The following is a 25797-nucleotide window of genomic DNA, read 5'->3' as shown; positions in this document are numbered from 1 at the left end:
CATGCGCTCAGGCTACGCCGAATGCCAGCAGGCCCGCACCAGCCCCGAGGCTTCCGCGGAGCAGCAATGGCTGTTCGCCTACCTGCCGCTGGTGAAGCGGGTGGTGCGGCAGCTGGGGTCGCAGGCCGGTGCCGTGCTGGACCGTCAGGACATGGAGCAGATCGGTCTGCTGGGATTGCTCGACGCGCTGCGCCGCTACGGCGGTACGCCCGACGAGAAGTTCGGCGGCTATGCGGCGATGCGCATTCGCGGCGCGATTCTCGACGAACTGCGCCGCCAGGACTGGCGGCCGCGCACGGTGCGTCAGGCGACGCACAAGCTGCGCGATGCGGTACGCGAGCTGACCCGCCGCATCGGGCGCGAGCCGACCGAGCAGGAAGTGATCAAGGTGCTGGGCATCTCGGCCGAGGACTATCAGGACTATCTGCTGGCCGACAACGCCGAATCGCTGGCGAGTTTCGACGAACTGTTCCATGACGCCGACGTGCCGGGTGAACACAGCGCCAGCCCGGAATCGATCCTGGTGTCGCGGCTGAGCCTCGAGCAGGCGCTGACCGCGCTGGACGAGCGCGAGCAGCGGGTGATCCAGCTCTATTACGAATTCGATCTCAGCCTGAAGGAAATCGCCGCGGTGCTCGAGCTGACCGAGGCGCGGGTCTGCCAGATCAACAAGGGGGCGCTGAAGAAGATGCGGGCGTTCCTGCAGGATGCCTGAGCGGCATCGGACAAGGGGTAAGTACAAATGCAGATAATTGTCGGGATCGCCATCGTGCTGGGCTGCGTGTTCGGCGGCTTCATGATCAACCACGGTGAAATGCGGGTCATCTGGCAGCCGATCGAACTGCTGATCATCGGCGGCGCGGCGGTCGGGGCGCTGGTGCTGGGGAACCCCAAGCACGTGCTGGCCGAGATGGTCACGCAGACCCGCAAGGTGATCACGCAGCGCAAGCAGGGGCCCGAATTCCAGCGGCAACTGCTGCTGCTGATGTACGAGTTGCTGCAGACGGCATCGCGCGGGCTGAAAGCACTGGACGAACACGTCGAAGCGCCGCGCGAAAGCCCGCTGTTCAGCCGCTATCCGCTGATTCTGGACGAGCCGAAGTTGCTGGCCTTCATCGTCGACAATTTCCGGCTGATGGCCATGGGCAAGATCAACGGCCACGAGCTCGAAGGCGTGCTCGAGCAGGAACTGGCCGCGATCGACGAGGAACTGTGCCAGCCCGCCAAGTCGCTGCAGAAAATCGCCGAAGCGATGCCGGGCTTCGGCATCCTGGCCGCAGTGCTCGGCATCGTCATGGCGATGAATACCGTTGCCTCCGGCGCCACCGCCGCCGAGATCGCGACCGAGGTTGCCGCGGCCATGGTCGGCACCTTCATCGGCATCTTCCTGTGCTACGGCGTGCTCGATCCGCTGTCGAACGTGATGAAACAGCTGGTGAAGTCCGAGCTGTCGACGATGGAGTGCGTCAAGGTCGTGCTGGTCACGCACGTGTCGGGCAAGCCGCCGCTGCTGGCGATCGACGCCGGACGCCGGCTGGTGCAGCTCAACATCAAGCCGAGCTTCGCGCAGCTCGAATCGTGGATCGGTGCACTCGAGGCAAGGGCCTGACCGATGAGTCTCGACAAGGACAAACACGACGCCGCCATCGTCAAGCGCGCGGCCAAGAAGCACCATGACGACGGCCACGGTGGCGCGTGGAAGGTGGCCTTCGCCGACTTCTGTCTGGCGCTGATGTGCCTGTTTCTGGTGCTGTGGGTGCTGGCAGCCCGCAATCAGGAGCAGGCCGAGGAGCTGCTGCGCACGCCGGGCGGCAATATCGCCAACGAGGGCGGCGACAAGCTGCTGCAGCACATGTCGACCAGCGGTTCGATGATCCCGCGCGAGCCGCGCCCGGGCCGCGACCAGTCCGAGGGCACGACGCCGGGCAGGGGCGACGGCGCGGAGGGTACGCAGGCCGACGGCATCCATCTGTCGAAATCGCGGCTCGAATCGGCCGAGGACTTGCAGGAGCTGGCCAACGCACTGTCGCAGCTGAGTGACGACGCGAACCTCAGCCGCAACCTGCAGACGGTGATCACGCCGTACGGCCTGCGGGTGCTGCTGCACGATACCGACAAGCAGGGCATGTTCCAGAGCGGCAGCGCGATGCCGACCGACCCGTTTCGCAAGCTGCTGCACCGGATGGGTCCGCTGTTCGCGCAGATCGACAACCAGATGCTGGTCGTTGGCCATACCGATGCCCATCCCTACGCCGGCAAGAGCCTGTCGGCGTATTCGAACTGGAGCCTGTCGAGCAACCGGGCGATGGTCGCCCGCGTCAATCTGCTCGAAGGCGGCATGCCGGCAAAAAGCATCCTGCAGGTGGTCGGCATGGCCGACCGGGCGCCGCTGGACGTGCAGGACCCGCTGGCCGCACAGAACCGACGGATCGAGCTGCTGATCCTGACGTCGGATCAGGCCAGGCTGATCGGCCAGATGTTCGCCATGCCCGAGGCTTCGGTTCCGCTGGTGAACGGTGCGAGCACGTCGCTGCCGGACCAGTCGCTGCTGTCGACGCTGCGCAAGAAACTGTCGCCGCCGGCGCAATGATGTACCGATTTAAGAGACGGCACGGCGCGGTCGCTTATGCTTCGTGAGAGCATGAACCGCATCGAGCCGAAGGAAATTCCATGAAAATCACCCAGACCGGTGGCGCGCAACCCGTTGCTGCTACACCCGCTGCCCAAGGCACCGACACCGCCGCCAAGCCGCAGAGCACCACCGTGCGCACCGCGCCGGCAGGCCTGCAGTCGGATGCGCTAAAGCCGGCGCAGGCGGCGCTGGCCGAGCTGCCGGATTTCGATGCCGACAAGGTGGCCGAGATCAAGGCCGCACTCGCCGATGGCCGGATCGGGTTCGACGCCGGCAAGCTGGCCGCGCTGATCCGCCGTCACCACGGTGGCGGTGCATGACACGCCAGGATGCGTTCAAACGCCTGATGCTGGGCGTGAGCGCAGACCACCGCGATTACCAGCAGCTCGAAACGCTGCTGCAGTCGCAGTTTGCCGCTGCGCTGCGCCATGACGGCGCGGCGCTGACTGCGATCGGCGAGCAGGTGCTGACCCTGGTCGAGGCGATGGATGCACGCCGGCAGGAGCGCGTAACGGTCGCCGGGTTGCTGCTGGGACGCAAGCCGGTGTCGATGGGGGCGGTGATTGCCAGCCTGAGCGGCAAGCCGCGCGCCACGCTCGAAGCGTGGTGGCAGCGGCTCGAGGCGCTGGTGAACGAGTGCAAGGCACTCAATGCGCGCAACGGCCAGCTGATGGCGTCGCAATTCGAAATCATGCAGCGCGTGCTGCATGGAGAAAGTGATACCTATGTTCCGGACTGAATTCGATGGCGCCCGGGCGGGCGGGGTGGCTAGTGACGACATCGCGCTGCCGCTTGGCATGCCTGCCGAAGGTGCAGCCAGTTTTTCGCAGCTGTTCCGCCAGACGCAGGCCGACATCAGCGATTTCATCCAGAACGGTTCACCCGCTGCTGCCGCGCCGACGCTGAGCGCCGAGGGTGCGGCATTGCTGCAGCGGCTCGGTGGCGGCAGCGCGGTTGCCGGTCCAGCAGACGCGCCGGACATCGCGCCATCGCAAGAGGCTTTCCTTGCCGAAATCGCTCCGTGGGCGAAGCAGGCCGGCAGCCGGCTCGGCGTCGCACCGGAACTGGTGGCAGCGCATGCTGCGCTGGAATCGGGCTGGGGTAGTCGGCCGTTGCGTCAGGCCGACGGTGGCTCGACGTTCAACCTGTTCGGCATCAAGGCGGGCAAGGGCTGGCAGGGCCAAGCGGCCGATGCGGCAACAACCGAATACGTTGATGGCAACAGCGTGAAAACCACTGCGCGTTTCCGCGCCTACCCGGACCTGCGCAGCGCGTTCGACGACTACGCCAGATTGCTGTCGACCAGCCCGCGTTTCGCCGGTGCGGTCAACACCGGCAGCGATGCCAGGGCCTTCGGTGCCGCGCTTGCACGTGGCGGCTACGCCACCGACCCGGCCTATGCGAGCAAGCTCGCGAGCGTGGCAGCGCGGATTCAGTCGCTCGATTAGTCACTGGGCTGGGCCGGAGCCGTGCCCGCCGGCGCGACGATGCCGAAGTCGACGACCCGGGCGCTGATGGTGCGGCCGGTCGTGACATTGCGCACGCGGATCACGTCGTCCGGGCCGCCGTTGTCGAGTGCGATGCCGGGCACGACGGCCTCGATCTGCTGGTTGCGCGCGACGATTCGCACCGACTGGTTGCGGCGAACCAGCTGCAATGCCTGCAGATAGCGCTTCTGGAGAACCTGCCCGGCACGCACGGCGTGTCTGGCCGTCAGGCGTGACAGATCGGCCGGATTGCTGAGCGCATCGGGGGTGTTGGTGATGCTGCGCTTTTCGGTCCGGACGTTGTCGGGGTCGATGGGTTTGCCGGCGGCGATGTCCTCGGCTGCAACCAGTACCGTGGCCTGAACGTCGGCACGGACGATCAGCTCGGCGCCGGCATCCGTGCCCGGGCAGCGCGCCGAAAACCGCAGGCGGGCCAGATAGCGCGTGTCGAGCGGTGAAATCTCGAACCGTTGCGGGCAGGCCTCCGGCGCCGGATTCGGCGGCAGGGCGGTGACCGTGACTTCCGCGTCGCTGATGCCCTGTTGGGCCAGCTGCGTGCGCAGATACGCGCGAGCGGTTTTTTCTGTCTGTTGTTGTAATGATTCGACAGGCGATGCGGCGCTCGCGATCCGGGCGGAAAACAGTGGCAAACACGCCACCAGCAGCATCCCGATGCCTTGGCATTGCGCAATCCGGAAAGGGGCGGTTTTCATATGTTTTGCGTACCTGTGTGAGTAGAACTACCCAAATGAGACCGGTGCTTTTGTCAAGGGGTGAGATTGATTTGTCCTGATCCGTATGTTGTCATGTAGTTAACGGAATTTCAATTGAAACTGCGTAAACGGGATGGCGGAAAGGCCGGTGGAGACCTGAATGGGAATACACTTCGACAAGGTATTGGATGTGCATGCCAGTGCGCTGGATTTGCGCGCCGCGCGGACCCGTATTCTTGCCTCCAATATCGCCAACGAGAGTACGCCAGGCTATCAGGCCCGCGATCTGGATTTCAAGGAAAGCCTTGATAATTCTCGATCGGGTAGTGATGCCGGCCTGGCTTCCAGCGGCGGGCCGGAGGTCAAGTACCGCCTGCCCAACCATGCGTCTCAGGACGGCAATACCGTCGAGCTGGGCGTCGAGCAGGCCGAGTTCTCGCAAAACGTTTCCGATTTTCAGGTCAGCCTCACATTCGTCAATATGAAGCTGAAAGGCCTGTCGAAAGCGATCAACGGACAATAAAACCATGGGCTTCCGGGATATATCGCAAATTGCCGGCTCGGCAATGACGGCACAAACAATTCGCCTCAATACGATTGCCAGCAATCTGGCCAATGCCGAATCGGCGGCCGGTAGCGAGGGCGGGATTTACCGCGCGCGAAAACCGGTTTTTGCGTCGGTGTTCCTGCAAGGCGACGACTTCACTTCGCAGCCGAGTGGCGCTCGCGTGCAGGTCCTCGATGTGGTCCAGAGCCAGGAAGTCGGGCGTAAAGCTTACGAGCCGGGCAGTCCGCTGGCGGACGCCGAAGGCAATGTGTTCTACCCGAACGTGAATCCGGTCGAGGAAATGACCGACATGTTGTCCGCATCACGGGCGTTCCAGACCAATGTCGAGGTGCTGGGGCGCGTCAAAAGCATGCAGCAGGACCTGCTCAAACTGGGCGAGGGCTAATGATGGAAACCACACTCCAGACCGGACTGCAGGGTCAGGGAACGACGACGCAGACGATTGCCAGCGCAATCGATTCCGGTTCGATGACCGACATGTTCACCAAGCTGCTGGTCGCGCAGGTGCGCAACCAGGATCCGCTGTCGCCGTCGGACCCCAGCCAGTTCGTCAGCCAGCTGACGCAGCTGAGCCAGGTCGAGGCGATGCAGAAAATGGCCAGCCAGTCGGCCGCGTCGACCGCAGCGCTGGACAACCTGACCGTGCTGGCGCTCGGTGCGCGGGTCGGATCGAACGTCACCGCGACGACCAAAACGGTCGAGCTGAACGGCACGCCGGTGCACGGCGGCTTCACGCTTGATGGCGCTGCGGCAAAGGTCGAAGTCGTCCTGACCGGTGCCGACGGTGTACCGCATGTCGTGCCGCTGGGCAGTCACGGCAGCGGCGACGTGGCCTTCGACATCGACCCGGCCAAGCTGGGCCTGAAGGACGGCAGCTACAACATTGCCGTGCGGACCGATACCGGCAAGACGCCGGCGGTCGAGCTGAACGGCGTCCTGCAGAGCGTACGCGTTGCCGCCGGTGGCGGCGCCGTGCTTTCCGTATCCGGCATCGGCAACGTCGATGTGTCCGCCATCACCGGTTTCAGTGGCCCGCAGGCCTGAGACACAGCAAGGAATCGCCATGAGCATCGAAATCGCGCTGTCCGGCATCAACGCCATCAACGATCAGCTGGGCTCCATCAGCAACAACATCGCCAACTCCGGCACCTACGGCTTCAAGTCCAGCCGGGCCAACTTTGCCTCGACCTATGCCGGCACGCAGCCGACCGGGGTGCAGGTCGGTTCGCACACGCAGACCATTGGCCAGATCGGCGGTGTGCTGACCACCGGCCGCAGCATGGATGCGGCCATCCAGGGGCGCGGCTTCTTCGCCACCCGCGATAGCGCAGGCGCCACCGTTTTCACCCGCGTCGGCATCTTCAATGCCGACAAGCAGGGCAATGTGGTCGACAGTTACGGTCGCCGGCTGCAGGGTTATCCGCTCGCGCCGGGGGCTACGACACCGGGCCCGCTGGGTGACCTGACGGTGCCGAGCGGCCAGATCGCCGCGCTGCCGAGCAGCAAGATGCAGTATGTTGGCAACATCTCGGCCGACTGGAAGGTGCCGACCGTGGCACCGTTCAACGCGGCCGATCCGCAGAGTTTCAACGGTTCGATGGTGACGGCGGTGTACGACTCGCTTGGCGCGCAGCACAGCGTGACCCAGTACTTCGTCAAGACCGGTACCAACACCGTTGACGTCCACTACGCCATGGATGGCGCGCCGCTGGCAACGACCAACTCGCTGACCTTCAACCCGCAAGGGCAGCTGACATCGCCGACCGCACCGGTGGCGCTGGCGCTCGGCACGCCGGCCGGCGCGGCTGCGCTGACGGTGAACCTCGACTACACCGGCACGACGCAATTTGCCGGCGAAGCGACGACGACAGTCAACAGTGCCAACGGCTACGCCTCGGGCATCCTGACCGGTGTGGCGATTGCCGAAGACGGCTCGATCATGGCGCAGTACAGCAACGGCCAGAAGCAGAGCGTCGGCACCATCGCGCTGGCCACCTTCCCGAACGAGGACGGCCTGACGCCGGTCAGCGATACCGCGTGGACCACGTCGAACGCCTCGGGCAACGTGCTGTACTTCACGCCGGGCAGCGGCATGGCCGGCAAGCTCGCCGGCGGTTCGCTCGAACAGTCCAATGTCGAAATGACGTCCGAACTCGTCAACCTGATGTCGGCACAGCGCAACTACCAGGCCAACACCAAGGTGATCTCGACCGAGAGCGAGATGATGAAAAACCTGATGCAGGCGGTGTAAGCCGTGGACGCGCTGATCTACACGGTGATGAGTGGCGCGGACCGGACGCTGCGCGCGCAGCAGGTTCACGCCAACAACATCGCCAACCTCGAAACCGCCGGTTTCCGCGCCGACATGCAGCGCTCGGTCAGCCAGCAGGTGCAGGGGTTCGGCTACGAGGCCCGCCACGCGACCGCGCTGCAAGCCAACACCATCGACCAGAAAGCCGGCGTGCTGACCGCGACCGGGCGCGATCTCGACGTTGCGGTCAAGGGGCAGGGCTTTCTGACGGTCGGCCTGAATGGTGGCGAAGCCTACACCCGTGAAGGCAGCCTTGAAGTCGACGACCGCGGTGCGCTGACGGTCAAGGGCCGGCCGGTGCTCGGCGACGGCGGCGCCATCGTGCTGCCGCCGTTCGAGGCGATCCAGATCGGCGAGGACGGCACCATTTCGATCCGTCCCGAAGGCGAGACCGCCATGCAGCAGGTTGACCGGCTCAAGCTGGTCAAGCCCGCCGCGGCCGACATCAGCAAGAACGTCGCCGGCCTGATCGTGCCGCGGTCGGGCGTGCCGCTGCCGGCCGACGATACCGTCGTCGTCGTGGGTGGCCAGCTCGAGCGCAGCAACGTGTCGGCCATCGACGAAATGGTCTCGACCATGGGGCTGAACCGCGATTTCGAAGTGCAGATGCGGCTCTACAAGGCCGCCGACGAGATGGCCGACGCCGGCAACCGGCTGATCCGCCAGTAAGCACCTGCCGCCCGGCCGGACCGTGCGGACCAATCAAAGGAAAAAGTCATGAATCCAGCCATGTGGGTCAGCAAGACCGGCATCCAGGCGCAGGACGCCAAGCTGCAGGCGATCGCCAACAACCTTGCCAACGTCAATACCGTCGGCTTCAAGCGCGACCGTCTGGTGTTCGAAGACATGTTCTACCAGACCGCGCAGCAGCCGGGCGCACAGCGCGACACCAATACGGTCAATCCGAGCGGCATCCAGCTCGGCAACGGCACGCGCCTCGTCGGCACGCAGAAGGTGTTCACCACCGGCAGCCTGCAGACCACCGGCCAGTCGCTCGACGTAGCGATCGTCGGCAACGGTTTCCTGCAGGTCGAAATGGCCAACGGCGAGACGGCGTATACCCGCGCCGGGCAGCTGCAGGTGAATTCGGACGGCCGCCTCGTCAATGCACAAGGCCTGCCGCTGGTGCCGGACATCACCATTCCGGCCAACGCAACCAGCGTGTCGATCGGTGACAACGGCATGGTGTCGGTGACGCTGTCGGGGGCAACGCAGCAATCGGAAGTCGGTCAGCTGACGCTGGCGAACTTCGTCAACCCGACCGGCCTGCTGGCGCTGGGCGACAACCTGTATCAGGAAACCACGGCCAGCGGTGCGCCGACGGTGGGCAACCCGGGCGACAACGCGCTGGGCAAGATCAAGCAGGGGTCGCTCGAAGGCTCGAATGTCCAGGTCGTCGAGGAAATGGTCGACATGATCTCGGCCCAGCGGACCTACGAAATGAACACCAAGGTACTGAGCGCGGCGGACAACATGCTGCAGTACCTGTCGCAAGCAGCCCGCTGATGCGCAGCCTGCTGCTCTGCCTGTCGCTGTCGGGTCTGGCGGGGTGCTCGGGCTTCCTGCCGCCACCACCGGACGGCAGCTACGATCCGCCGACGCTGGCCGCCAACATGCCGCGCGGTACGTCCGGCGGCGTGTTCACGCCGGCGACGGTGCTGTCGCTGACGTCGGACAACCGGGCCTACCGGCCGGGCGACGTGCTGACGGTGGTGCTCGAGGAAACGACGCAGGCAAGCAAGAAGGCCGGCACCAACATCAGCAAGAACAGCGACACCGAAGTACAACCGGCGGTGGTGTTCGGCAAGACCTATGCCAAGGCCGAAGCCAGCATGAAGGCGCAGCGCGACTTCAAGGGTGCGAGCTCGAGCACGCAGCAGAACGAGCTGCAGGGCGCGATCACCGTGCTGGTGCAGCAGGTGCTGCCCAACGGCCTGCTGCTGGTGAAAGGCGAAAAAAGCCTGTACCTGAATCAGGGCGAGGAGCTGTTGCGCCTCAGCGGTTATGTCCGTGTCGACGACATCGATACCAACAACCGCATTTCGTCGCTGCGCATTGCCAACGCACGGATCCAGTACGCCGGCACCGGTGCACTGGCCGATTCGAACAATCCCGGCTGGCTGACGCGCTTCTTCAACAGCCAGTGGATGCCTTTCTGAGGATGCGCGAGATGAAACGGCTGATGATCCGCGTGCTGGCCGGACTGGGCATGCTGCTGCTGGCCGGCGCCGCCGGGGCACAGGTGCTGCGCAACCTTGTCAGTGTCGAAGGCGTGCGTGAAAACCAGCTGATCGGCTACGGGCTGGTCGTCGGGCTCAACGGCTCGGGTGACGGCACGCAGTCGAAGTACACCGGCCAGTCGCTGTCGAACATGCTCAAGCAGCTTGGCGTGAAGCTGCCCGAACGGATCGACGTGAAGTCCAAGAACGTCGCAACGGTCATGGTCAACGCGATGTTCCCGCCCGGCTACCGCAAGGGCCAGTCGATCGACGTGACCGTGTCGTCGATCGGCGATGCAAAAAGCCTGCGCGGCGGTACGCTGCTGCTGACTTCGTTGCGCGCTGCCAACGGTGAAATCTACGCGCTGGCACAAGGCAGCCTGGTGATCGCCGGCCTGTCGGCGCAGGGTAACAGCGGCACGAGCGTGACCATCAATACGCCGACCGCGGGCCGGATTCCGAACGGCGCGACGATCGAGCGCGAAATCGAGACCGATTTCGACACCAAACCGACCGTGCGCCTTAGCCTCAAGCGGCCGAACTTCCAGACCGCGACCAACATCGTCGAGGCGATCAATCGTCGCTTCGGCACCAATACCGCATCGACACGTGATGCGACCTCGGTCGAAGTCGCCATGCCGGACGATCCGACCCGGCGCGTCGCCTTTGTCGCCAAGCTCGAGGCGATGAATGTCGAGGTCGGCGCCGACGCACCCAAGGTGGTATTCAATTCGCGCACCGGCACCGTGGTGATCGGCAACGGCGTGACGGTACGGCCGGCGGCGGTGTCGCACGGCTCGCTCAAGGTGGTGATTTCGGAGTCGCAGAACGTCAGCCAGCCGATGCCGTTCGGTCGCGGCCGGACCGCGGTGACACCCGAATCGCAGGTCGATGTCGAGCAGGGCTCGGGCCACATGTTCAAGTGGCCGGCGGGCGCGAACCTGCAGACCATCATCGACACCGTCAACAGCACCGGTGCAACGCCCGACGACATCATGGCCATCCTGCAGGCGCTGGACGAAGCCGGTGCGCTTGATGGTGAACTGGTGGTGCTGTGATGAACGTGACGAACACACCGGGCATCGAGGGCTTCGGCCGCGCGCTGGCCGGCGAGCAGGAAGTGCAGCCGCTGCCGCCCGCTACCGATCCGGCTTACCGCAAGAAGGTCGAAAAGGCCGCCGAACAGTTCGAAGGCATGTTCATCGCGCAGATGTTCCGCGAAATGCGCAAGGTCACCCGCGAGATGAGCAGCGAGGACAGCGTGTTCCGGAACAAGGTCGACGGCGACATGCTCGATTTTGCCGATACCGCGGTGGCCGACGTGATGGCCAAGCAGCGCTCGTTCGGCATCGCCAACGCCATCCTGCACCAGCTGCTGCCGCCGGGTGCTGCATCGACCGACGAGACCGGCGGGAAATGACGGGCATCGCCGCCGCTCCCTTGTGTTTAAGGGATGACGCGGGGCGGTCGCCTTTTGCTGATACGTAGGCCGGCAATCGTGCACCGGCCCGGTGCGCGACCGGCTCGCGATTGCATCACCCAGGGAATTGCCCAGCCATCATGAACATGATCAATGTCGCCTTGTCCGGCGCGACCGCCGCACAGACCGCGCTGAACACGACCAGCCAGAACATCGCCAACGTGATGACGGCCGGTTACACCCGTCAGGGCGTGCTGCTGGCGTCGGTGCAGCCGGCGCAGGGCGGGCTCAATGCTGCCGGCAACGGTGTCAACACCACGTCGCTGCTGCGGTTCAGCGACAGCTACAAGAACCAGCAGATGTGGCGGGCCAATACCGATTTCGGCCGCAATTCGGCCATGCAGCCTTATCTCGACCAGCTCGAGCAGGTGATGAACGACGACAACGGCAGCATCAATGTCGCGCTCGACGGCTTCTACAGCGCGCTCAATGCGGCGAGTGTCGATTCGACGTCGACGCCGATGCGCCAGCAGGTGATTACCGCGGCGGACCAGCTGGCGCAGCGTTTCAACAGCATGCAGCAGCTGCTGGCCAACCAGCGCACCTCGATCGCACAGCAGTGTTCCGCGTCGGTGCAGCAGATCAACGGGCTGTCGTCGTCGATTGCCGAGCTGAACCGGCAGATCGCCACCGCACAGAGCCAAGGGGCGAATGCGTCCGGGCTGATCGACAAGCGCGATCAGGCGATCGATTCGCTGGCCAACCTGGTCGACATCCAGATCGTCGATCAGGGCGGCGGCCTGCAGAGCGTGTCGCTGCGCGGCGGGCAGCCGCTGGTCGTCGGCACCCGCGCTGCGACCATGTCGGTGCAGACCAACGGTGCCGGCGTGCAGGATTTCACGCTGCAGTTCGCCAACGAAACCTTCGCGTTGCCGGCAAGCACGCTCGGGGGGCAGCTGGGCGGCCTGAACGGTTTTGACGTCAACACGCTGCAGCCGCTGATGCAGTCGGTGTCCGACATGGCGAACACCATCGCCACCAAGGTGAACACGCAGCTGGCGGCCGGTTTCGGCATGAGCGGCGCGGCAGGCGGACCGCTGTTCGACTTCAATGCGGCCGGTGGCACCGGCGTGCTGAGCCTGCATCCGGGCGTACTGGCGCAGGACCTCGGCTTCTCCGGCGATGCGACCAAGCCCGGCGACAACAGCAATCTGCTGGCGGTGATCGACATCAAGAACCAGCCGGTGGCACTGGCCGGACTCGGTACGGTGACGCTGGGCGATGCGTTTACCCAGCTGGTCGGCAACGTGGCGAGCCTGAGTGCGCAGAACAAGGCCTCGCTGGCCACATCGAAAACCGTGCGCACGCAGGCCGAGGAAAGCTGGAAGTCCACCAGCGGCGTGAACCAGGACGAAGAGGCCATGAACCTGCTGCAGTATCAGCAGATGTACCAGGCCAACATGAAAGTGATTGCCGTCGCGAACCAGTTGTTCGACAGCACGCTGCAGATCCTCTGAAGGAAGGCATAGATGCGTATCGCCAGCACCCAGTACAGCGCTTCGATGAATGAAGCACTCCAGCTTGCCTCGACGCGACTGGAGGACATCATGCAGCAGATGTCGTCGGGCAAGCGCATCCTGCGCCCGTCGGACGATCCGGTCAGCAGCGTGCGGCTGTCGCGCATGGAGCGCGAGGACGCCGCGCTGACGCAGTACCGCGACAATATCGGCGCACTGAAAAGCCGGCTGCAGCAGAACGAAGCACTGCTGAGCGGCATGACCAAGGACATGCAGCAGGCGCGCGACCTGCTGGTCTGGGCCGCCGACGGCGGCAATACCTCGGCCGACGTCAACGCGATGTCCAGCTCGCTGCAGTCGCTGCGCGACAGCCTGCTTTACTCGGCCAACAGCAAGGATCAGGAAGGGCGCTACCTGTTCTCGGGAACGCTGGTGACCACGGCCACCATCAGCTACGACCCGACCCAACCGGTCGGCTCCCGCTACAGCTTTACCGGCAATACCGACCAGCAGATGGTCGTGGTCGGCAACGGTGTCACCAAGGCGGCCAACCTCAGCCTTGATGAAGTTGCGGGACTGCTGAACCGGCTCGACGGTACCGTCGCGACGCTGCAGACACCCGGGGTCGACGTCAGCAATGCCGTCACGCACGCCGACATCGCCGGCAGCCTCGACCTGCTCGACACGGTGTTCAACTCGGTTACCGGCAAGATTGCCGATCTGGGCGGCCGGCAGAACACGCTGAGCGCGCTCGACACCAATCACGAAAATGTCAGTCTTTCCAACCAGCAGGCCGCACTGACGCTGGGCCAGCTCGACTACGGCAAGGCCGCGGTGGAGCTCAGCGGCTACACCACGGCGGTGCAGGCAACCCAGAAGGCCTACGGCCGGGTCAGCCAGCTGTCGCTGTTCAACGTGCTCTGAGCCTTGACCGGCCTCGACATGCAGATCCAGTCGACCGACCTTGTCGGCCCGTCCTCCCGTTCGCCACTGACGATCGCACCGCTTGCCGTCCCGCCCGCGGCAACGCGGCCGGTGGTTGTGCGCGACGCGGCAATGCCGGCCGGCCCCGCCGGTACCGCGTCGCTCGGGGCCAGTCTGGGCCTGAATCGTGCAGTGACCGACGCCCAGCGTGCGCTGGGGTTTCTCGACGAAAGCGCCGGGCGCCTGCAGGAGCTGAAGACCGTCATCAGCGCCCGCCTGTCCGGCAAGCCGGGTGACCGGGCGTTGCTTGACGCAAAGCTGGAACGGTTCGATGCATTGTGGCGTTCCCGTGCCGCCGCGACCGGCGGAAGCCTGGATGCCCGTTTGCAGCTGGTCGGCGAGGGGAATGCGCAGGCGCGTTTCCGCGTCGCCGGGCTGGAAAGTCTGGCCAGACTGAGCGAGGGCGGCAACGAGACGCTGACGTTCTATCCGGGTGGACTGGGCAAGCCGTCGGTCTCGGTGATGCTGGAGGCGGGGCTGACGCAGGCGCAGACGCTCGGCCGGCTGAACCAGGCACTGTTGCCGGCCGGCGTGGCCGTACAGGCCGACGAGCAGGGGCGTCTGACGTTTGCGAGCGCAGAGCGCAACCTGCCAGCGTTGCAGGGGCAGCTGATGGTCAAGGGCGGCGGTATCCGTTTTCCGAGCGGCCAGCCCAATCGCGTCGGTATCGAGGTCATCGACGACGGCATCACGCCGTCGGGATGGAGCGCCGGGGGCATGTCGGCATTGCGGCAAACGCTGCAGCAGGTGGTCGATGCACAGGGCCGGGTCATGCAGGCCCGCGCAGCCGCACAACGCGCGCTGGGCGACGCGGCGACCGGGATCGAGACGGCGCGTCAGGCTGACGACCCGGCGTGGGCCGCCGGCTTTTCCGGACGTTTCGGACGCACGGTGCCTGGCGACTATGCATCGTTTGCACAACTCGTTCCGGCACTGGTCGGCATCAGCCGTTACCGCGTCCTGTCGTTGATGTCGCTGCGCTGAACAGCCGTGACGACGCGATCAATCCATCAAGAGTGGTGTCCATGATCAGCACGCTGCTGGAAGAGGGCGAATGCCTTGCGCCTTACCGCCTGCATGAACGGGCCAGAATTGCCGGCATCCTCAAGCAGCTGGCGCTGACGGCGGTTCCGGTGACGGTGCATTTCGACGAGGGCCGGCAGCGGGTTCTGTGCCGGGTGATCCGGATCGACCCGGTGTCGGGCATCTTTTCGTTCAACACGACGCAGGCAGAGACGCCGACCGGGCCGTGCTGTTTCGTGACGTCGCTCGAAGGCGCCAAGATTCAGTTCGTTGTTCCGGATCTGATGCAGCCGGCCGCCGGCGAGCCGTGGATTGCTGCCTTCCCGCTCGAGCTGATCCGCGTGCAGCGGCGCGAATTCGCCCGGCTCGATGCGCCGCTGGGGCGGCAGTATGCCGCCAGCTTCGTGCTCGACGGCCAGACCTACGAGGCCAACCTCTATGACCTGTCGCAGGGCGGTGTGGGGCTGCGGACGACGCCGCAGTGCGCGGCACCGCTGATCATCGGCAGCGTGGTGCCGCAGGTACGCATGGAGCTGGGTCGTGACGGGGCACTGGTTGTCGATCTGGAAATCCGCATGCGCCGGACCTTCTACAGCAACCTGCTCGGTGAACAGGTGCATTACGGTTGCCGGATGGTCAACGTTTCGACCGCGGCATCGGTCAAGCTCAAGCAGCTTCTGGCCAGCCTGGAAAACGAACGGCAACTGTTCCAGCGCTGATGCCAGCCACTGCAACCGGATCCGGAAGTGACAAGTCCCGCCGCAAGCGGGACTTCGTTTTTCAAGCAGTCCGGTCGCAGACTAGCCGGCCAGCCCGCCAGTCAGCGGCCTGCCATGCAGCGGGGCATGATCCTCGGGTGCTGTATGCTGATGCGGGTGCCGCAGCTTGCTGAGCAGCACGTGCGGGCTGAGGCCATCCTCCGGATGGCTGCAGCTCTGGATGGCAACGTCGAGCGTGATGGTCTGTCCCGCGACTTCGATCGGTGCTTTCAGCGTGGACTGAAGCCGCGTGTTCAGCTGTGCGGCATCCGGCGTGGTTTGCGAGAGCACGGCAAAGGCGTGCTGGCCCCAGCGGACCAGCAGATCGTCTTTGGACGTTGCTTCGCGCAGCCGCAGCGCACAGGCCTGGACCAGCGCACGTTCCTGCTGCCTGCCCAGCCTGTTCAGCAGGTGGTCGCAACCGTTGATCTCCACCAGCGCCAGCACAAAGCGCTGGCGGATCGCGCCTTCGCCGGTGGTCAGGTGCAGCAGCGTTTCCTTCAGCAGTGTGCGGTTCGGCAACTGGGTTTCGGCGTCGGCATAGGTCAGCTGGTACAGACGCTCCGCATCTTCCTGCTGGCGGCGCTGCCGCGCTGCGCGAACCGCTGCCTGCGCATCGTTGCGCGACAGCATCAGCGTACCCATCAGGATGACCGCGGTCACGCTGGCGAGCGGCAGACCGCCCCAGTTGCCGGACAGGCCGCTTTGCGTCGCGCAGACCGTTTGCGCCGAAAACTGGGCCGCTGCCATTCCGGTGTAGTGCATGCCGACAATGGCGAAACCCATCACCAGCGCGGCAGCCAGCCGGGGTTTGCTGAAACGCTGCGAGTCGTGCGAGCGCAGCCGGAAGGCAATGACCAGCGCGACCGCCGAGGCGGACACCGCGATCAGTGCCGAGGCGATGAAGCGGATCGGTTCATAGTCGATCCCCGGGGCGATCTGCATGGCGGCCATGCCGGTGTAGTGCATGACGCAGATGCCGGTGCCCATCAGCAAGGCACCCCAGACGATGGTGCGGTAACCCAGCCGGGCGCGGCTGACAGCCCAGAGGGCCAGCATCGACACGATGATGGCCGCCACCCACGAAAGCAAGGTGAGCCACGGGCTGTAGGTGACGATGATCGGCAACTCGAAGGCCATCATGCCGGTGAAGTGCATGGCCCAGATGCCGGTACCCATGGCGACCGAGCCACCCAGCAACCACTGGTTGGCGCGGTTGCCGGTGGACGCGGTAATGCGTCCCGCCAGATCAAGCGCGGTGTACGACGCCAGCGTCGCGACGAGGTAGGACACAAGGACCAGCATCAGATCGTAGCTTCCGTTCATGGCTCACCCCGCGGGCTGAATATTAGATAATTCTTATTATTCAGCTCGCAGTGTATTTCAATGAATGAAAGCATTGTGTCGATGAACGGAGGTGTCGTTCAATGCGGCGCAGCAGTGCCGGTGCCGGTTTGCGCGTTGTGATACCGGGTTCGGGTGCCGCCCGTCATGGGGGGACGAGCGGCGGCGGCACTGCGGTGTCAGCTTGCTTGCCAGCCCAGCCGGTCGTGCAGCGTGACGACTGTTCCGACGATGATCAGGGCTGGTGGTTTGATGCCTTGCTGTTCGATCAGCGCGGGCAGCGTCGCCAGCGTGCCGGCGACGACACGCTGCTCGGTGGTCGTGGCCTTTTCGACAATGGCCGCAGGCGTATCGGCGGCACGGCCGTGGGCGATCAGTTGGGCGCAGATGTGGGGTGCCTGCTTGACGCCCATGTAGATCACGACGGTTTCGGACGGACTGACCAGCCGGGGCCAGTCGAGTTCGATCGCGTCGCCACGCCGGTGGCCGGTGACGAAGGTGACCGACTGCGCATGGTCCCGGTGGGTCAGCGGAATGCCGGCATAGCACGATGCGCCCGAGGCCGAGGTGATGCCGGGAACGACCTCGAAGTCGACGCCGTTGGCGGCCAGTTCCTCGATCTCTTCGCCACCACGGCCAAAGATGAACGGGTCCCCGCCCTTGAGCCGCAGCACTGCCTTGCCGTCTTTGGCCAGCTTGACCAGCAGCTGGTTGATTTCTTCTTGCGGCAGCGCGTGGTTGTTCGATTTTTTGCCGACGTAAACGCGTTCGGCATCGCGACGGACGAGCGCGAGAATGGCCGGCGCAACAAGGTTGTCGTACAGCACGACATCGGCCTGCTGCATCAGCCGCAACGCCCGGAAGGTCAGCAGATCCGGGTTGCCCGGGCCGGCGCCGACCAGATAGACCGCGCCGCGCTGCAGGGCGGCGTCGTCGGCCTGATCGAGGCGGGCTTCAAGCTCGGCCAGCGCACCGGCTTCGTTGCCGGCCAGCGCCTTTTCGGCCGCGGCGCCTTCCAGCGCGGTTTCCCAGTAGCGCCGGCGTGCGCGTTCGTCACTGAACCGTGCCTTGACACGATCCCGCAAGGCGCCGGCCAGCCGGGCCAGTACGCCGTAACCGTGCGGCAGCGTGGCTTCGATGCGGGCACGCAGCTGGCGCGCCAGCACCGGCGCTGCGCCACCGGTCGAAATGGCAACCATCAGCGGTGAACGATCGACGATGGACGGGACGATGAAACGGCACTTTCCGGGGGTGTCGACGACATTGACGAGGATGCTCCGCGCTTCGCATTCGGCGTGGACCTGCGCGTTGACGTGTTCATCGTCGGTTGCGGCGATGACCAGCCGCATGCCGGCGACGTCGTCACGGCTGAACGTACGTGGCCGGTGGATCAGCTCGCCGTTGTCACGCCACTGCACCAGCGTCGGCACCAGCTCCGGTGATACGACCGTGATCGCTGCGCCTGCCGACTTCAGCAGGTCGGCCTTGCGCAATGCAACGTCGCCGCCGCCGACGATCAGACAGGGTTGGTGCTTGAGGTCGAGAAACAGCGGAAAGTAATCCATGGGTAGGCATCGGCTAACAGTGAGGCCCGATTTTCGGCGAAATCCGTCCCGGCGTCCCGGCCTTTTTTTGCGCGGGCCGTCGCATTCAACATCGACAGCGCAACGCGTGAACTGACATCAGCCCCTGTGCGTCGGTCCAACTGGCTTCCGTTTGCCAGCCGGCACGGGCGGCCAGTTCGGCGAAACGCGCTGGCGTGTACTTGTAGCTGTTCTCGGTGTGGATGCTTTCGCCGTCAGCAAACTGGAAGCTGTGGCCGTCGACGTGGACGGTTTGCGCCCGGGTGGCGACGAGGTGCATTTCGATCCGCCGTGCGTCGGTGTTGTAGAACGCATGGTGACGAAAACCCTGCGGGTCGATGTGGGCGTCCAGCTCGCGCCGGATGCGGGTCAGCATGTTGAGATTGAAGCGTGCGGTAATACCGGCCGCATCGTTGTAGGCGGCATGCAGCGTGGCAGGGGATTTTTCCAGGTCGACGCCGACGATGAAGGCCGAGCCGGGGCCGAGCGTATGCGCGGCACAGGCGAGAAAGTGTTCGGCTTCGTGCGGCTCGAAATTGCCGATGGTCGATCCGGGGAAAAAGCCGACCTTCGGGCTGTGGGTTGCCGCAGCCGGCAATGCGAATTCGGTGGTGAAGTCGGTCGCGATGGGCCAGACCGGCAGCGCCGGGAAGTCCCGGTGCAACTCGTCCGCTTCCTGCGCCAGCAGCTCGACCGAGATGTCGACCGGCACATAACCGGTGAGGCGTGGCAACGCGTCGAGCAGCTTGCGGATCTTCGTGCTTGCGCCGCTGCCGAATTCGACCAGCACCGCGCCGGCCGGGACATGGCTTGCGATGTCGGTGGCGTATCTGCCGAGGATTTCCAGCTCGGCCCGGGTGACGTAGTACTCGTCCAGCCGGGTGATGTCGAGGAACAGCGCTGAGCCGGCGGCATCGTAAAAATACTTGGGCGGCAGCCGCTTGGGCGATGCGCCGAGCCCTTCAATCACGTCGGCCATGAAACGGGTCGTATCATCGTGCATCGCAGTTCCTCGGTCAGTCGGCGAGCCGCAAGCCGCTGAACTGCCAGCGCTGGTGCGGATAGAAGAAATTGCGGTAGCCGGGTCGGGCGTGGCAGGGCGATGTCGCACACGAGCTGCCGCGCAATACCTGCTGGTTGATCATGAACTTGCCGTTGTACTCGCCGATTGCCCCGGTGGCGGGACGATAGCCCGGGTAGGGCAGGTAGGCGCTGGCGGTCCACTGCCAGACGTGCCCGAACGCATTGGCGAGCAGGCCACTGCTTTCTGCGACTTCCCATTCGGCCTCGGTCGGCAGGCGACGCCCGGCCCAACGGGCGAAGGCATCGGCTTCGTAGTAGCTGATGTGGCAGACCGGCTGCGTTGGGTTGATGCCGCGAAGGCCGCCAAGGGTGAGCGTCTGCCAGTGGCCGTCACGCTGTTGCCAGTACAGCGGTGCCTGCCAGTGCTGTGCGTGCGTCCAGCCGTCCGACAACCACAGTGTCGGCGTGGTGTAGCCGCCATCGCCGATAAAGGCCAGCCAGTCGCCCTGGGTGACCAGCTGCGGGGCAACACGGCAATCCTGCAGCCAGGTGGTATGCCGTGGCGTTTCGTTGTCGAAGCAGAAGCCGTCGCCCGGATGGCCGATCTGGTAGGGGCCGGCGCTCAAGGCAATGCCGGCTTGGGAGGGCGCATCGAGCGACGGCCACTCCCAGTCGGGAATCGCTGCGGGATGCAGCGGGTTGTGCGAGAACGCGTGAAGGATGTCGGTGAGCATCAGCTCCTGATGTTGTTGCTCGTGCTGCAGACCCAGCTCCAGAATCGGCAGCAGTGTTGCCAGTTCAGCAGGTGTCGCAACCGTCAACAGCGTCGCGACCGCCGTGTCGACGTGATTGCGGTAGTCGCCGACTTCTTGCACCGTGGGGCGGGTGAGCAGCCCGCGCTGCGGTCGCTCGAAGCGCGGTCCGAGCGAGACGTAGTACGAATTGAACAGGAAGGCATAGCGCGGATCGAAGCAGCGGTAATCGGGGAGGAACCGGCCCAGCAGGAATTGCTCGAAGAACCAGCTGACATGCGCGCGGTGCCATTTGGTCGGACTCGCGTCGGGCATGGACTGCACCGTCTGGTCTTCCGGTGACAGTGCCGCGGCCAGCGCCTCGGTGTGGGCGCGCACCTGCCGGTATCGAGCGAGCCAGTGCGCAGCGATCGGTGGCGGGCGACAGCCACCTGCTGGGGCGGGCGCATTCATCCACGACTCCTGCGAGCGAGAGTCCCAACATAGGTCAGGCCGTAAGTCGCTGCCAGCGGTCTCCGCGGGACGGTTGGACAGAGTTTGATCTGCCGCACGCAGTCCGTTGCCGGTGATTGATAACGTCGTGTTTTTCGGGAGTGGTGAAATGGGAATTCGGTTGTGGGTGGGGGTGGGGGTGGGGGTGATTGTGCTGGCGTCGGGCACCGCGTCGGCAGTCACGCCGCAGCAGCTGGCGAACAGCAAGAGCTGCATGGCGTGTCACGGCATGACGCAGAAAATCGTCGGGCCGGGCTTCAAGCAGGTGGCCGACCGCTATCGCGGTGACAAGGGCGCAGCGGCGAAGCTGGCGACGAAGATCCGCAAGGGCGGTTCCGGCGCGTGGGGGCCGGTGGCAATGCCACCGGCTGCGGTTACCGATGCCGAGGCGCAGCAACTGGCAACCTGGATTCTGTCGCAGAAGTAAGCGCGCAACAAAAAGCCGCCCCGAGGGGCGGCTTTGTACTGGCGTGCAGTGTTCAGGCTTATTCGGACACGCAGTCGACGTAATACTGCTTCGTGCCACCCGTCGATTCGACCACCAGACCATGGATGTAGGCGTCGAAACCCGGGAAGCGCGCGTTGAAATCGCGGACAAAGCGCACGTAATCGACGATGGTCTTGTTGAACACTTCACCCGGCACCAGCAGCGGAATGCCCGGCGGATAGGGGGTGAACATCACCGCGGTGATGCGGCCTTCCAGCTCGTCGATCGGCACGCGCTGGATCTCGCGGTGCGCCATCTTGCTGAACGCCTTGGCCGGCTTCATGGCCGGGGTCAGGTCCGACAGATACATTTCGGTTGTCAGGCGCGCGACGTCGTGCTTCTTGTAAATGTCGTGGATCTGCTGGCACAGGTCATGCAAGCCAACGCGCTCGTACTGCGGATACTGCTGGATGAAGTCCGGCAGGCAGCGCCACAGCGGGGTGTTCTTGTCGTAATCGTCCTTGAACTGCTGCAGCGCGGTGAGCATCGTGTTCCAGCGGCCCTTGGTGATGCCGATGGTGAACATGATGAAGAACGAGTACAGGCCGGTCTTTTCGATCACGACGCCATGCTCGGCCAGATACTTGCTGACGATGGCGGCCGGGATGCCGGTAGCGTCGAACTCGCCGTGCACGTTCAGCCCCGGCGTCAGGATCGTCGCCTTGATCGGGTCGAGCATGTTGAAGCCTTCGGCGATGTCGCCGAAGCCGTGCCAGTCTTCACCGGCCTTGAGCGTCCAGGCGTCGCGGTGATCCAGACCTTCGTCGGTCAGGTCGTCCGGCCCCCAGACCTTGAACCACCAGTCGGCACCATATTCCTCGTCCACTTTGCGCATCGCACGGCGGAATTCCAGTGCTTCGGCCAGCGACTCCTCGACCAGCGCGGTACCGCCCGGTGCTTCCATCATCGCCGCGGCGACGTCGCACGAGGCAATGATCGAGTACTGCGGCGACGTCGACGTATGCATCAGATACGCTTCGTTGAAGATGTCGCGGTCGAGCTTGTTGTCCTCGGCGTCCTGCACCAGGATCTGCGACGCCTGCGAGAGGCCGGCGAGCAGCTTGTGCGTCGACTGGGTCGAGAACACCATCGAATCCTTGCAGCGCGGCCGGCCTTCGCCGATTGCGTGGTAGTCACCGTAGAAGTCATGGAACGCCGCGTGCGGCAGCCAGGCTTCGTCGAAGTGCAGCGTCTCGATCTCGCCGTCCAGCAGCCCCTTGATTTCCTCGACGTTGTACATCACGCCGTCGTAGGTCGACTGGGTGATCGTCAGCACGCGCGGCTTCACGTCCGGATTGGCTTCGAGCTTTTCACGGCAGAACGGGTTGGCGAGCATCTTCTTGCGGATGTTCTCCGGCTCGAATTCGCTGCGCGGAATCGGCCCGATGATGCCGTAATGATTGCGCGTCGGCGTCAGGAAGATCGGCACCGCGCCGGTCATCATGATCGCGTGCAGGATGGACTTGTGGCAGTTGCGGTCGACGACGACGATGTCGCCCGGCGCTACGGTGCTGTGCCAGACGATCTTGTTCGACGTGCTGGTGCCGTTGGTGACGAAAAACAGGTGATCGGCATTGAAGATGCGCGCGGCGTTACGCTCGCTGGCTGCCACCGGGCCGGTGTGGTCGAGCAGCTGGCCGAGTTCATCCACCGCGTTGCAGACGTCGGCGCGCAGCATGTTCTCGCCGAAGAACTGGTGGAACATCTGGCCGACCGGCGACTTCAGGAACGCCACGCCACCCGAGTGTCCCGGGCAGTGCCACGAGTACGACCCGTCCTGCGCGTAATGCACCAGTGCGCGGAAGAACGGCGGCGCCAGCGTGTCGAGGTAGCTCTTCGTCTCGCGAATGATGTGGCGCGCGACGAACTCCGGCGTGTCCTCGTGCATGTGGATGAAGCCGTGCAGCTCGCGCAGCACGTCGTTCGGAATGTGGCGCGCGGTCCGCGTTTCGCCGTACAGATAGATCGGGATGTCCGGGTTGCGGCGGCGGATCTCGGCGACGAAGGTGCGCAGGCTGGTCAGCGCATCCTGGGTTTCCTGTGGGGTGCCGCCACCGAACTCCTCGTCGTCGATCGACAGGATAAAACCGGCCGCGCGGCTTTGCTGCTGCGCGAAGCTGGTCAGATCGCCATAGCTGGTATAGCCGATGACGTCCACGCCCTCGGCCTCGATGGCCGCAGCCAGCTCGCGGATGCCGGAGCCGCTGGTGTTTTCGGAGCGGAAGTCTTCGTCGATGATGACGACAGGGAAGTAAAAACGCATGCGAGTGTCCTTGTAAGCACTGGCTGCGCTGGCGGCACGGGGACGTCGAGGCGTTTTACCCGGCCTGAGGCGCTGAGGTAAATGGGGCGCGGCACCTCTGGCGAACAAAGGGTATTGCCCCCTCGTCGTTGCCGGCCTTGGACGTCCCGGAAAGGGCGGTATCTTAAACGAGTTTCCTTGCAATCAGCCAGCATGGAGGGGCTGATTAGTGATAATTGCGCAGTGGCCCGACTTGCGGCTGCTCAGCGGTTCGCGGAGATGACCGTGCTCAACAGCGTTTGCTGCAAGTCGCCACGGTTGTCGGTCCAGTCGATGCGGACGTCAAGCTGCTTGCTGTAGACGGTGCCGGCGATTGCCACGTTGGTGATTTTCCAGCGTCGGGCGTAGGACGTGCCACTGCCGCTCAAGGCCGCCGCGTCGCCGTAGCATGCCGACACGCCACTGGTGGCGGACAAATCACAGGCGTTGTTGTCAGCAAGCTCAATGTTGGCATAGGCGGTGCCTACACAGAATCCACTGGCGGGCATCGGTGTGCCAGGGGCCGGGGTGGGGGTAATGCACGACGGCAAATTGCGCAGCCCCTCGACCAGCTGCACCGCATACGTCATGGCTTCCGAGCGTTGCTTGGTAAAGCTGGCATTTTCGATCAATGTCCCCTGAAACCGGCTGATGGCCAGCAGTCCACTGCCGATGACCAGCAAGGCAACGAGAACCTCAATCAGGCCCACACCATATTGCTTGCGCATTGTCAGAAATCCTTCCACTTGCCCGGACTGCGCTTGAGTACCGGGTCGAGTTCGATCTGGTCAAGCAGGTTCTTGTCGTAGTAAACCGCTGTGGTGCCGTAGTTCTGATAGCTGAAGCGGTAGCGCGTGACGTTGTGATTGGTTGTGTCGTAGCTGTTGGGGGTGGTCGAGGAAATGCCGTCACGCCATGACTTCCATGGCAACGGGTGAAGCGAGTCTGGCGCGTTGACGATCGATCCTTCGATGGCCAGGGCGCCTGTGACCGACAGTGCGCCACCCAGTGCGGTTGAGCAGCCCGCGGCATCACCGGGGTGGGGCATTGAGCCCGTCCACCAACTGCTCAAGTCGCTGTCATTGGCCCAGTGGCAGCGGGAACTGAATTCGTCGCCAACGGCACCAACGACATAAAGAAAGCCGAAAATGTTGTTTGTGGTGCCGCGCAGGTTCAGGTTGCCGTTGATGATCAGTACGATCGGCTTGGTGTTGCTGCCAAAGGTAACGCTGCCGTTGAGCGTCAAATCGCCTTCCACCCAGATGACTTGCGTGCCGAGTCCCGTAATGGCCGCGGCATTGAGGCCCGTGCTCGCAGGGAAGGGGGGGAGCGAGGAGCCGTTCATGCTTGTACTGTTGCTTTTGTAAATCTTGGCCTTGGTGCGCAGCAGATCGGGCGTTGTGCCGAAAGTGGACTGGAAAAACTGCCAGTCATCCTCTCCAGCGACGCTGTTCGAGTCGTCCGGGCAACTGGCGGGACTGGTGCTGCCTTGCTTGCAGATGGTGCCAACACCACTCGAGCCGCCCATGCCGTAGTCGCCACCTGCCAGTACGCTGTACGCCGGGTCCGGCGAATCGGAGACCTTCGTCACGTGCAGCGAGCCGTTCTGGTGATAGTCGGCCTTGGAAGTCATTGCCGCATTGCGGGTGTTCAGCGCGCTTCCCCAGTTGACGCTGGTCTGCAGTGTGCTGGTCGAACTATCGCTAGCCGAGCAACTGGTGCCTTTGGTGTCTGAGCAACCTTGGCTGCTGATGTTGATGGTTTTGCCATCGGCGTTGACGGTCAGCGTAACTGTGTATGCCTCTTGGCTGTCGACCAGCCCAGCTGAAACAGACTTGGTTGCTGCGCTTGCGCTACTGTCAGCGGGACAGGCTTTGCCACTGCTGTTGGCGGTCAGGAAGCGGACATTTCCGCTTGTATCCAGACAGACCAATCGGGTTGCTGCGCCTGGCGTTTTCATTGCATCCTTGTCTGCTTGAAGCGATGCAAAGATGCTATCCAGTCCCGCTTCGGCCGCCCCGAGGGATTTGGCCGAGTGGTAGTAGTTGTTGGCGGACTTCTGTTCGAGAAAGACTGCGCGGTTGGCATACATCGAGACCAGTGTGACGATGGCGAGAATGACGACCACGGTCAACAGTGTTGCCAATCCGGCCTGGCGGGCTGGTGCGCTTGAAGGGGCGAGCAAGGGCTTCATCGTGGCGTT

General features: G+C 64.3%; 28 protein-coding genes. 20 read left to right on the top strand and 8 right to left on the bottom strand.

Annotation, left to right across the window (positions count from 1 at the left end):
• Position 1 precedes the first annotated feature (1 nt).
• The 6 genes from JMJ54_RS02610 (at position 2) to JMJ54_RS02585 (ending at position 4080) form a co-directional block, all read left to right on the top strand.
• A complete protein-coding gene (locus JMJ54_RS02610) occupies positions 2 to 715 on the top strand; it encodes an RNA polymerase sigma factor FliA (RefSeq protein WP_203536876.1) in 714 nt (237 codons plus the stop codon).
• A gap of 27 nt (positions 716 to 742) precedes the next feature.
• Positions 743 to 1609: a flagellar motor stator protein MotA gene (gene motA / locus JMJ54_RS02605; protein WP_203536384.1), complete on the top strand. Its 867-nt coding sequence runs from the start codon at positions 743 to 745 to the stop codon at positions 1607 to 1609.
• Between the two features lie 3 nt (positions 1610 to 1612).
• Complete coding sequence (locus JMJ54_RS02600; RefSeq protein ID WP_203536383.1) at positions 1613 to 2590, top strand: flagellar motor protein MotB; 978 nt, start codon at positions 1613 to 1615, stop codon at positions 2588 to 2590.
• 80 nt (positions 2591 to 2670) lie between these two features.
• Entirely contained in the window at positions 2671 to 2952 is a 282-nt protein-coding gene (flgM, locus tag JMJ54_RS02595; protein ID WP_203536382.1) for a flagellar biosynthesis anti-sigma factor FlgM, read from the top strand.
• The gene (locus JMJ54_RS02590) at positions 2949 to 3371 is read left to right on the top strand and encodes a flagellar protein FlgN (protein ID WP_203536381.1); all 423 of its coding nucleotides are present in this window, start codon (positions 2949 to 2951) and stop codon (positions 3369 to 3371) included. The genes flgM and JMJ54_RS02590 overlap by 4 nt, the downstream gene beginning before the upstream one ends.
• Complete coding sequence (locus JMJ54_RS02585) at positions 3358 to 4080, top strand: glycoside hydrolase family 73 protein (RefSeq protein ID WP_203536380.1); 723 nt, start codon at positions 3358 to 3360, stop codon at positions 4078 to 4080. Before JMJ54_RS02590 ends, JMJ54_RS02585 begins: the two co-directional genes overlap by 14 nt.
• On the opposite strand, the gene flgA is transcribed toward JMJ54_RS02585, so the two are convergent.
• Positions 4077 to 4832 (bottom strand): flagellar basal body P-ring formation chaperone FlgA, encoded by a 756-nt coding sequence (flgA, locus tag JMJ54_RS02580; protein ID WP_203536379.1) that lies wholly within the window; start codon positions 4830 to 4832, stop codon positions 4077 to 4079. The genes JMJ54_RS02585 and flgA overlap by 4 nt on opposite strands.
• A gap of 160 nt (positions 4833 to 4992) precedes the next feature.
• Here flgA and flgB point away from each other — a divergent pair, with 160 nt between their 5' ends.
• From flgB to JMJ54_RS02515, 13 genes are all read left to right on the top strand, one after another.
• Positions 4993 to 5355 (top strand): flagellar basal body rod protein FlgB, encoded by a 363-nt coding sequence (flgB, locus tag JMJ54_RS02575; protein ID WP_203536378.1) that lies wholly within the window; start codon positions 4993 to 4995, stop codon positions 5353 to 5355.
• Positions 5356 to 5359: 4 nt separating this feature from the next.
• Entirely contained in the window at positions 5360 to 5785 is a 426-nt protein-coding gene (gene flgC / locus JMJ54_RS02570; protein ID WP_203536377.1) for a flagellar basal body rod protein FlgC, read from the top strand.
• A 2-nt stretch (positions 5786 to 5787) separates the two neighbouring features.
• On the top strand, positions 5788 to 6444 hold the full coding sequence (locus JMJ54_RS02565; RefSeq protein WP_203536376.1) for a flagellar hook capping FlgD N-terminal domain-containing protein: 657 nt from the start codon (positions 5788 to 5790) through the stop codon (positions 6442 to 6444).
• Positions 6445 to 6463: 19 nt separating this feature from the next.
• Positions 6464 to 7651 carry a flagellar hook protein FlgE gene (locus JMJ54_RS02560; protein WP_203536375.1) on the top strand — a complete coding sequence of 396 codons (1188 nt, stop codon included), beginning with the start codon at positions 6464 to 6466 and terminating at the stop codon, positions 7649 to 7651.
• Positions 7652 to 7654: 3 nt separating this feature from the next.
• Complete coding sequence (locus JMJ54_RS02555; RefSeq protein WP_203536374.1) at positions 7655 to 8380, top strand: flagellar basal body rod protein FlgF; 726 nt, start codon at positions 7655 to 7657, stop codon at positions 8378 to 8380.
• A gap of 48 nt (positions 8381 to 8428) precedes the next feature.
• The gene (gene flgG, locus JMJ54_RS02550; RefSeq protein ID WP_203536373.1) at positions 8429 to 9217 is read left to right on the top strand and encodes a flagellar basal-body rod protein FlgG; all 789 of its coding nucleotides are present in this window, start codon (positions 8429 to 8431) and stop codon (positions 9215 to 9217) included.
• On the top strand, positions 9217 to 9870 hold the full coding sequence (flgH, locus tag JMJ54_RS02545; RefSeq protein ID WP_189460507.1) for a flagellar basal body L-ring protein FlgH: 654 nt from the start codon (positions 9217 to 9219) through the stop codon (positions 9868 to 9870). The genes flgG and flgH overlap by 1 nt, the downstream gene beginning before the upstream one ends.
• A gap of 11 nt (positions 9871 to 9881) precedes the next feature.
• On the top strand, positions 9882 to 10988 hold the full coding sequence (locus JMJ54_RS02540; protein ID WP_238999839.1) for a flagellar basal body P-ring protein FlgI: 1107 nt from the start codon (positions 9882 to 9884) through the stop codon (positions 10986 to 10988).
• Positions 10988 to 11350 carry a hypothetical protein gene (locus tag JMJ54_RS02535; protein ID WP_203536372.1) on the top strand — a complete coding sequence of 121 codons (363 nt, stop codon included), beginning with the start codon at positions 10988 to 10990 and terminating at the stop codon, positions 11348 to 11350. Before JMJ54_RS02540 ends, JMJ54_RS02535 begins: the two co-directional genes overlap by 1 nt.
• 140 nt (positions 11351 to 11490) lie before the next feature.
• Positions 11491 to 12867 (top strand): flagellar hook-associated protein FlgK, encoded by a 1377-nt coding sequence (flgK, locus tag JMJ54_RS02530; RefSeq protein WP_203536371.1) that lies wholly within the window; start codon positions 11491 to 11493, stop codon positions 12865 to 12867.
• Positions 12868 to 12879: 12 nt separating this feature from the next.
• Positions 12880 to 13791, top strand: coding sequence for a flagellar hook-associated protein FlgL (flgL, locus tag JMJ54_RS02525; RefSeq protein ID WP_203536370.1), 912 nt, complete (start codon positions 12880 to 12882; stop codon positions 13789 to 13791).
• Between the two features lie 3 nt (positions 13792 to 13794).
• Positions 13795 to 14835: a hypothetical protein gene (locus JMJ54_RS02520; protein ID WP_203536369.1), complete on the top strand. Its 1041-nt coding sequence runs from the start codon at positions 13795 to 13797 to the stop codon at positions 14833 to 14835.
• Positions 14836 to 14876: 41 nt separating this feature from the next.
• Positions 14877 to 15593, top strand: a complete 717-nt coding sequence (locus JMJ54_RS02515) for a flagellar brake protein (protein WP_203536368.1) — start codon at positions 14877 to 14879, stop codon at positions 15591 to 15593.
• 81 nt (positions 15594 to 15674) lie between these two features.
• On the opposite strand, the gene JMJ54_RS02510 is transcribed toward JMJ54_RS02515, so the two are convergent.
• The 4 genes from JMJ54_RS02510 to egtB form a co-directional block, all read right to left on the bottom strand.
• Positions 15675 to 16958: an MHYT domain-containing protein gene (locus tag JMJ54_RS02510; protein ID WP_203536367.1), complete on the bottom strand. Its 1284-nt coding sequence runs from the start codon at positions 16956 to 16958 to the stop codon at positions 15675 to 15677.
• A gap of 197 nt (positions 16959 to 17155) precedes the next feature.
• On the bottom strand, positions 17156 to 18541 hold the full coding sequence (gene cysG / locus JMJ54_RS02505; protein WP_203536366.1) for a siroheme synthase CysG: 1386 nt from the start codon (positions 18539 to 18541) through the stop codon (positions 17156 to 17158).
• An 85-nt stretch (positions 18542 to 18626) separates the two neighbouring features.
• Positions 18627 to 19562, bottom strand: coding sequence for an L-histidine N(alpha)-methyltransferase (gene egtD, locus JMJ54_RS02500; protein ID WP_203536365.1), 936 nt, complete (start codon positions 19560 to 19562; stop codon positions 18627 to 18629).
• Between the two features lie 13 nt (positions 19563 to 19575).
• Positions 19576 to 20787: an ergothioneine biosynthesis protein EgtB gene (gene egtB, locus JMJ54_RS02495; protein WP_203536364.1), complete on the bottom strand. Its 1212-nt coding sequence runs from the start codon at positions 20785 to 20787 to the stop codon at positions 19576 to 19578.
• A gap of 148 nt (positions 20788 to 20935) precedes the next feature.
• Between egtB and JMJ54_RS02490 the strand changes: the two genes are divergently transcribed.
• Positions 20936 to 21253, top strand: a complete 318-nt coding sequence (locus tag JMJ54_RS02490) for a c-type cytochrome (protein WP_203536363.1) — start codon at positions 20936 to 20938, stop codon at positions 21251 to 21253.
• A gap of 58 nt (positions 21254 to 21311) precedes the next feature.
• Here the strand turns inward: JMJ54_RS02490 and JMJ54_RS02485 are convergent, their stop codons facing one another.
• The 3 genes from JMJ54_RS02485 to JMJ54_RS02475 all read right to left on the bottom strand — a co-directional run bounded on the left by JMJ54_RS02485 (position 21312) and on the right by JMJ54_RS02475 (position 25788).
• Positions 21312 to 23576 (bottom strand): arginine/lysine/ornithine decarboxylase, encoded by a 2265-nt coding sequence (locus tag JMJ54_RS02485; RefSeq protein ID WP_203536362.1) that lies wholly within the window; start codon positions 23574 to 23576, stop codon positions 21312 to 21314.
• A gap of 242 nt (positions 23577 to 23818) precedes the next feature.
• Positions 23819 to 24322: a type IV pilus modification PilV family protein gene (locus JMJ54_RS02480; protein WP_203536361.1), complete on the bottom strand. Its 504-nt coding sequence runs from the start codon at positions 24320 to 24322 to the stop codon at positions 23819 to 23821.
• 2 nt (positions 24323 to 24324) lie between these two features.
• Entirely contained in the window at positions 24325 to 25788 is a 1464-nt protein-coding gene (locus JMJ54_RS02475; RefSeq protein ID WP_203536360.1) for a pilus assembly PilX family protein, read from the bottom strand.
• Between the last annotated feature and the right edge of the window lie 9 nt (positions 25789 to 25797).

The sequence above is a fragment of the Jeongeupia naejangsanensis genome (assembly GCF_016865585.1).
GTDB lineage: Bacteria > Pseudomonadota > Gammaproteobacteria > Burkholderiales > Chitinibacteraceae > Jeongeupia > Jeongeupia naejangsanensis.
This window is presented reverse-complemented; position numbering and strand designations above follow the sequence as displayed.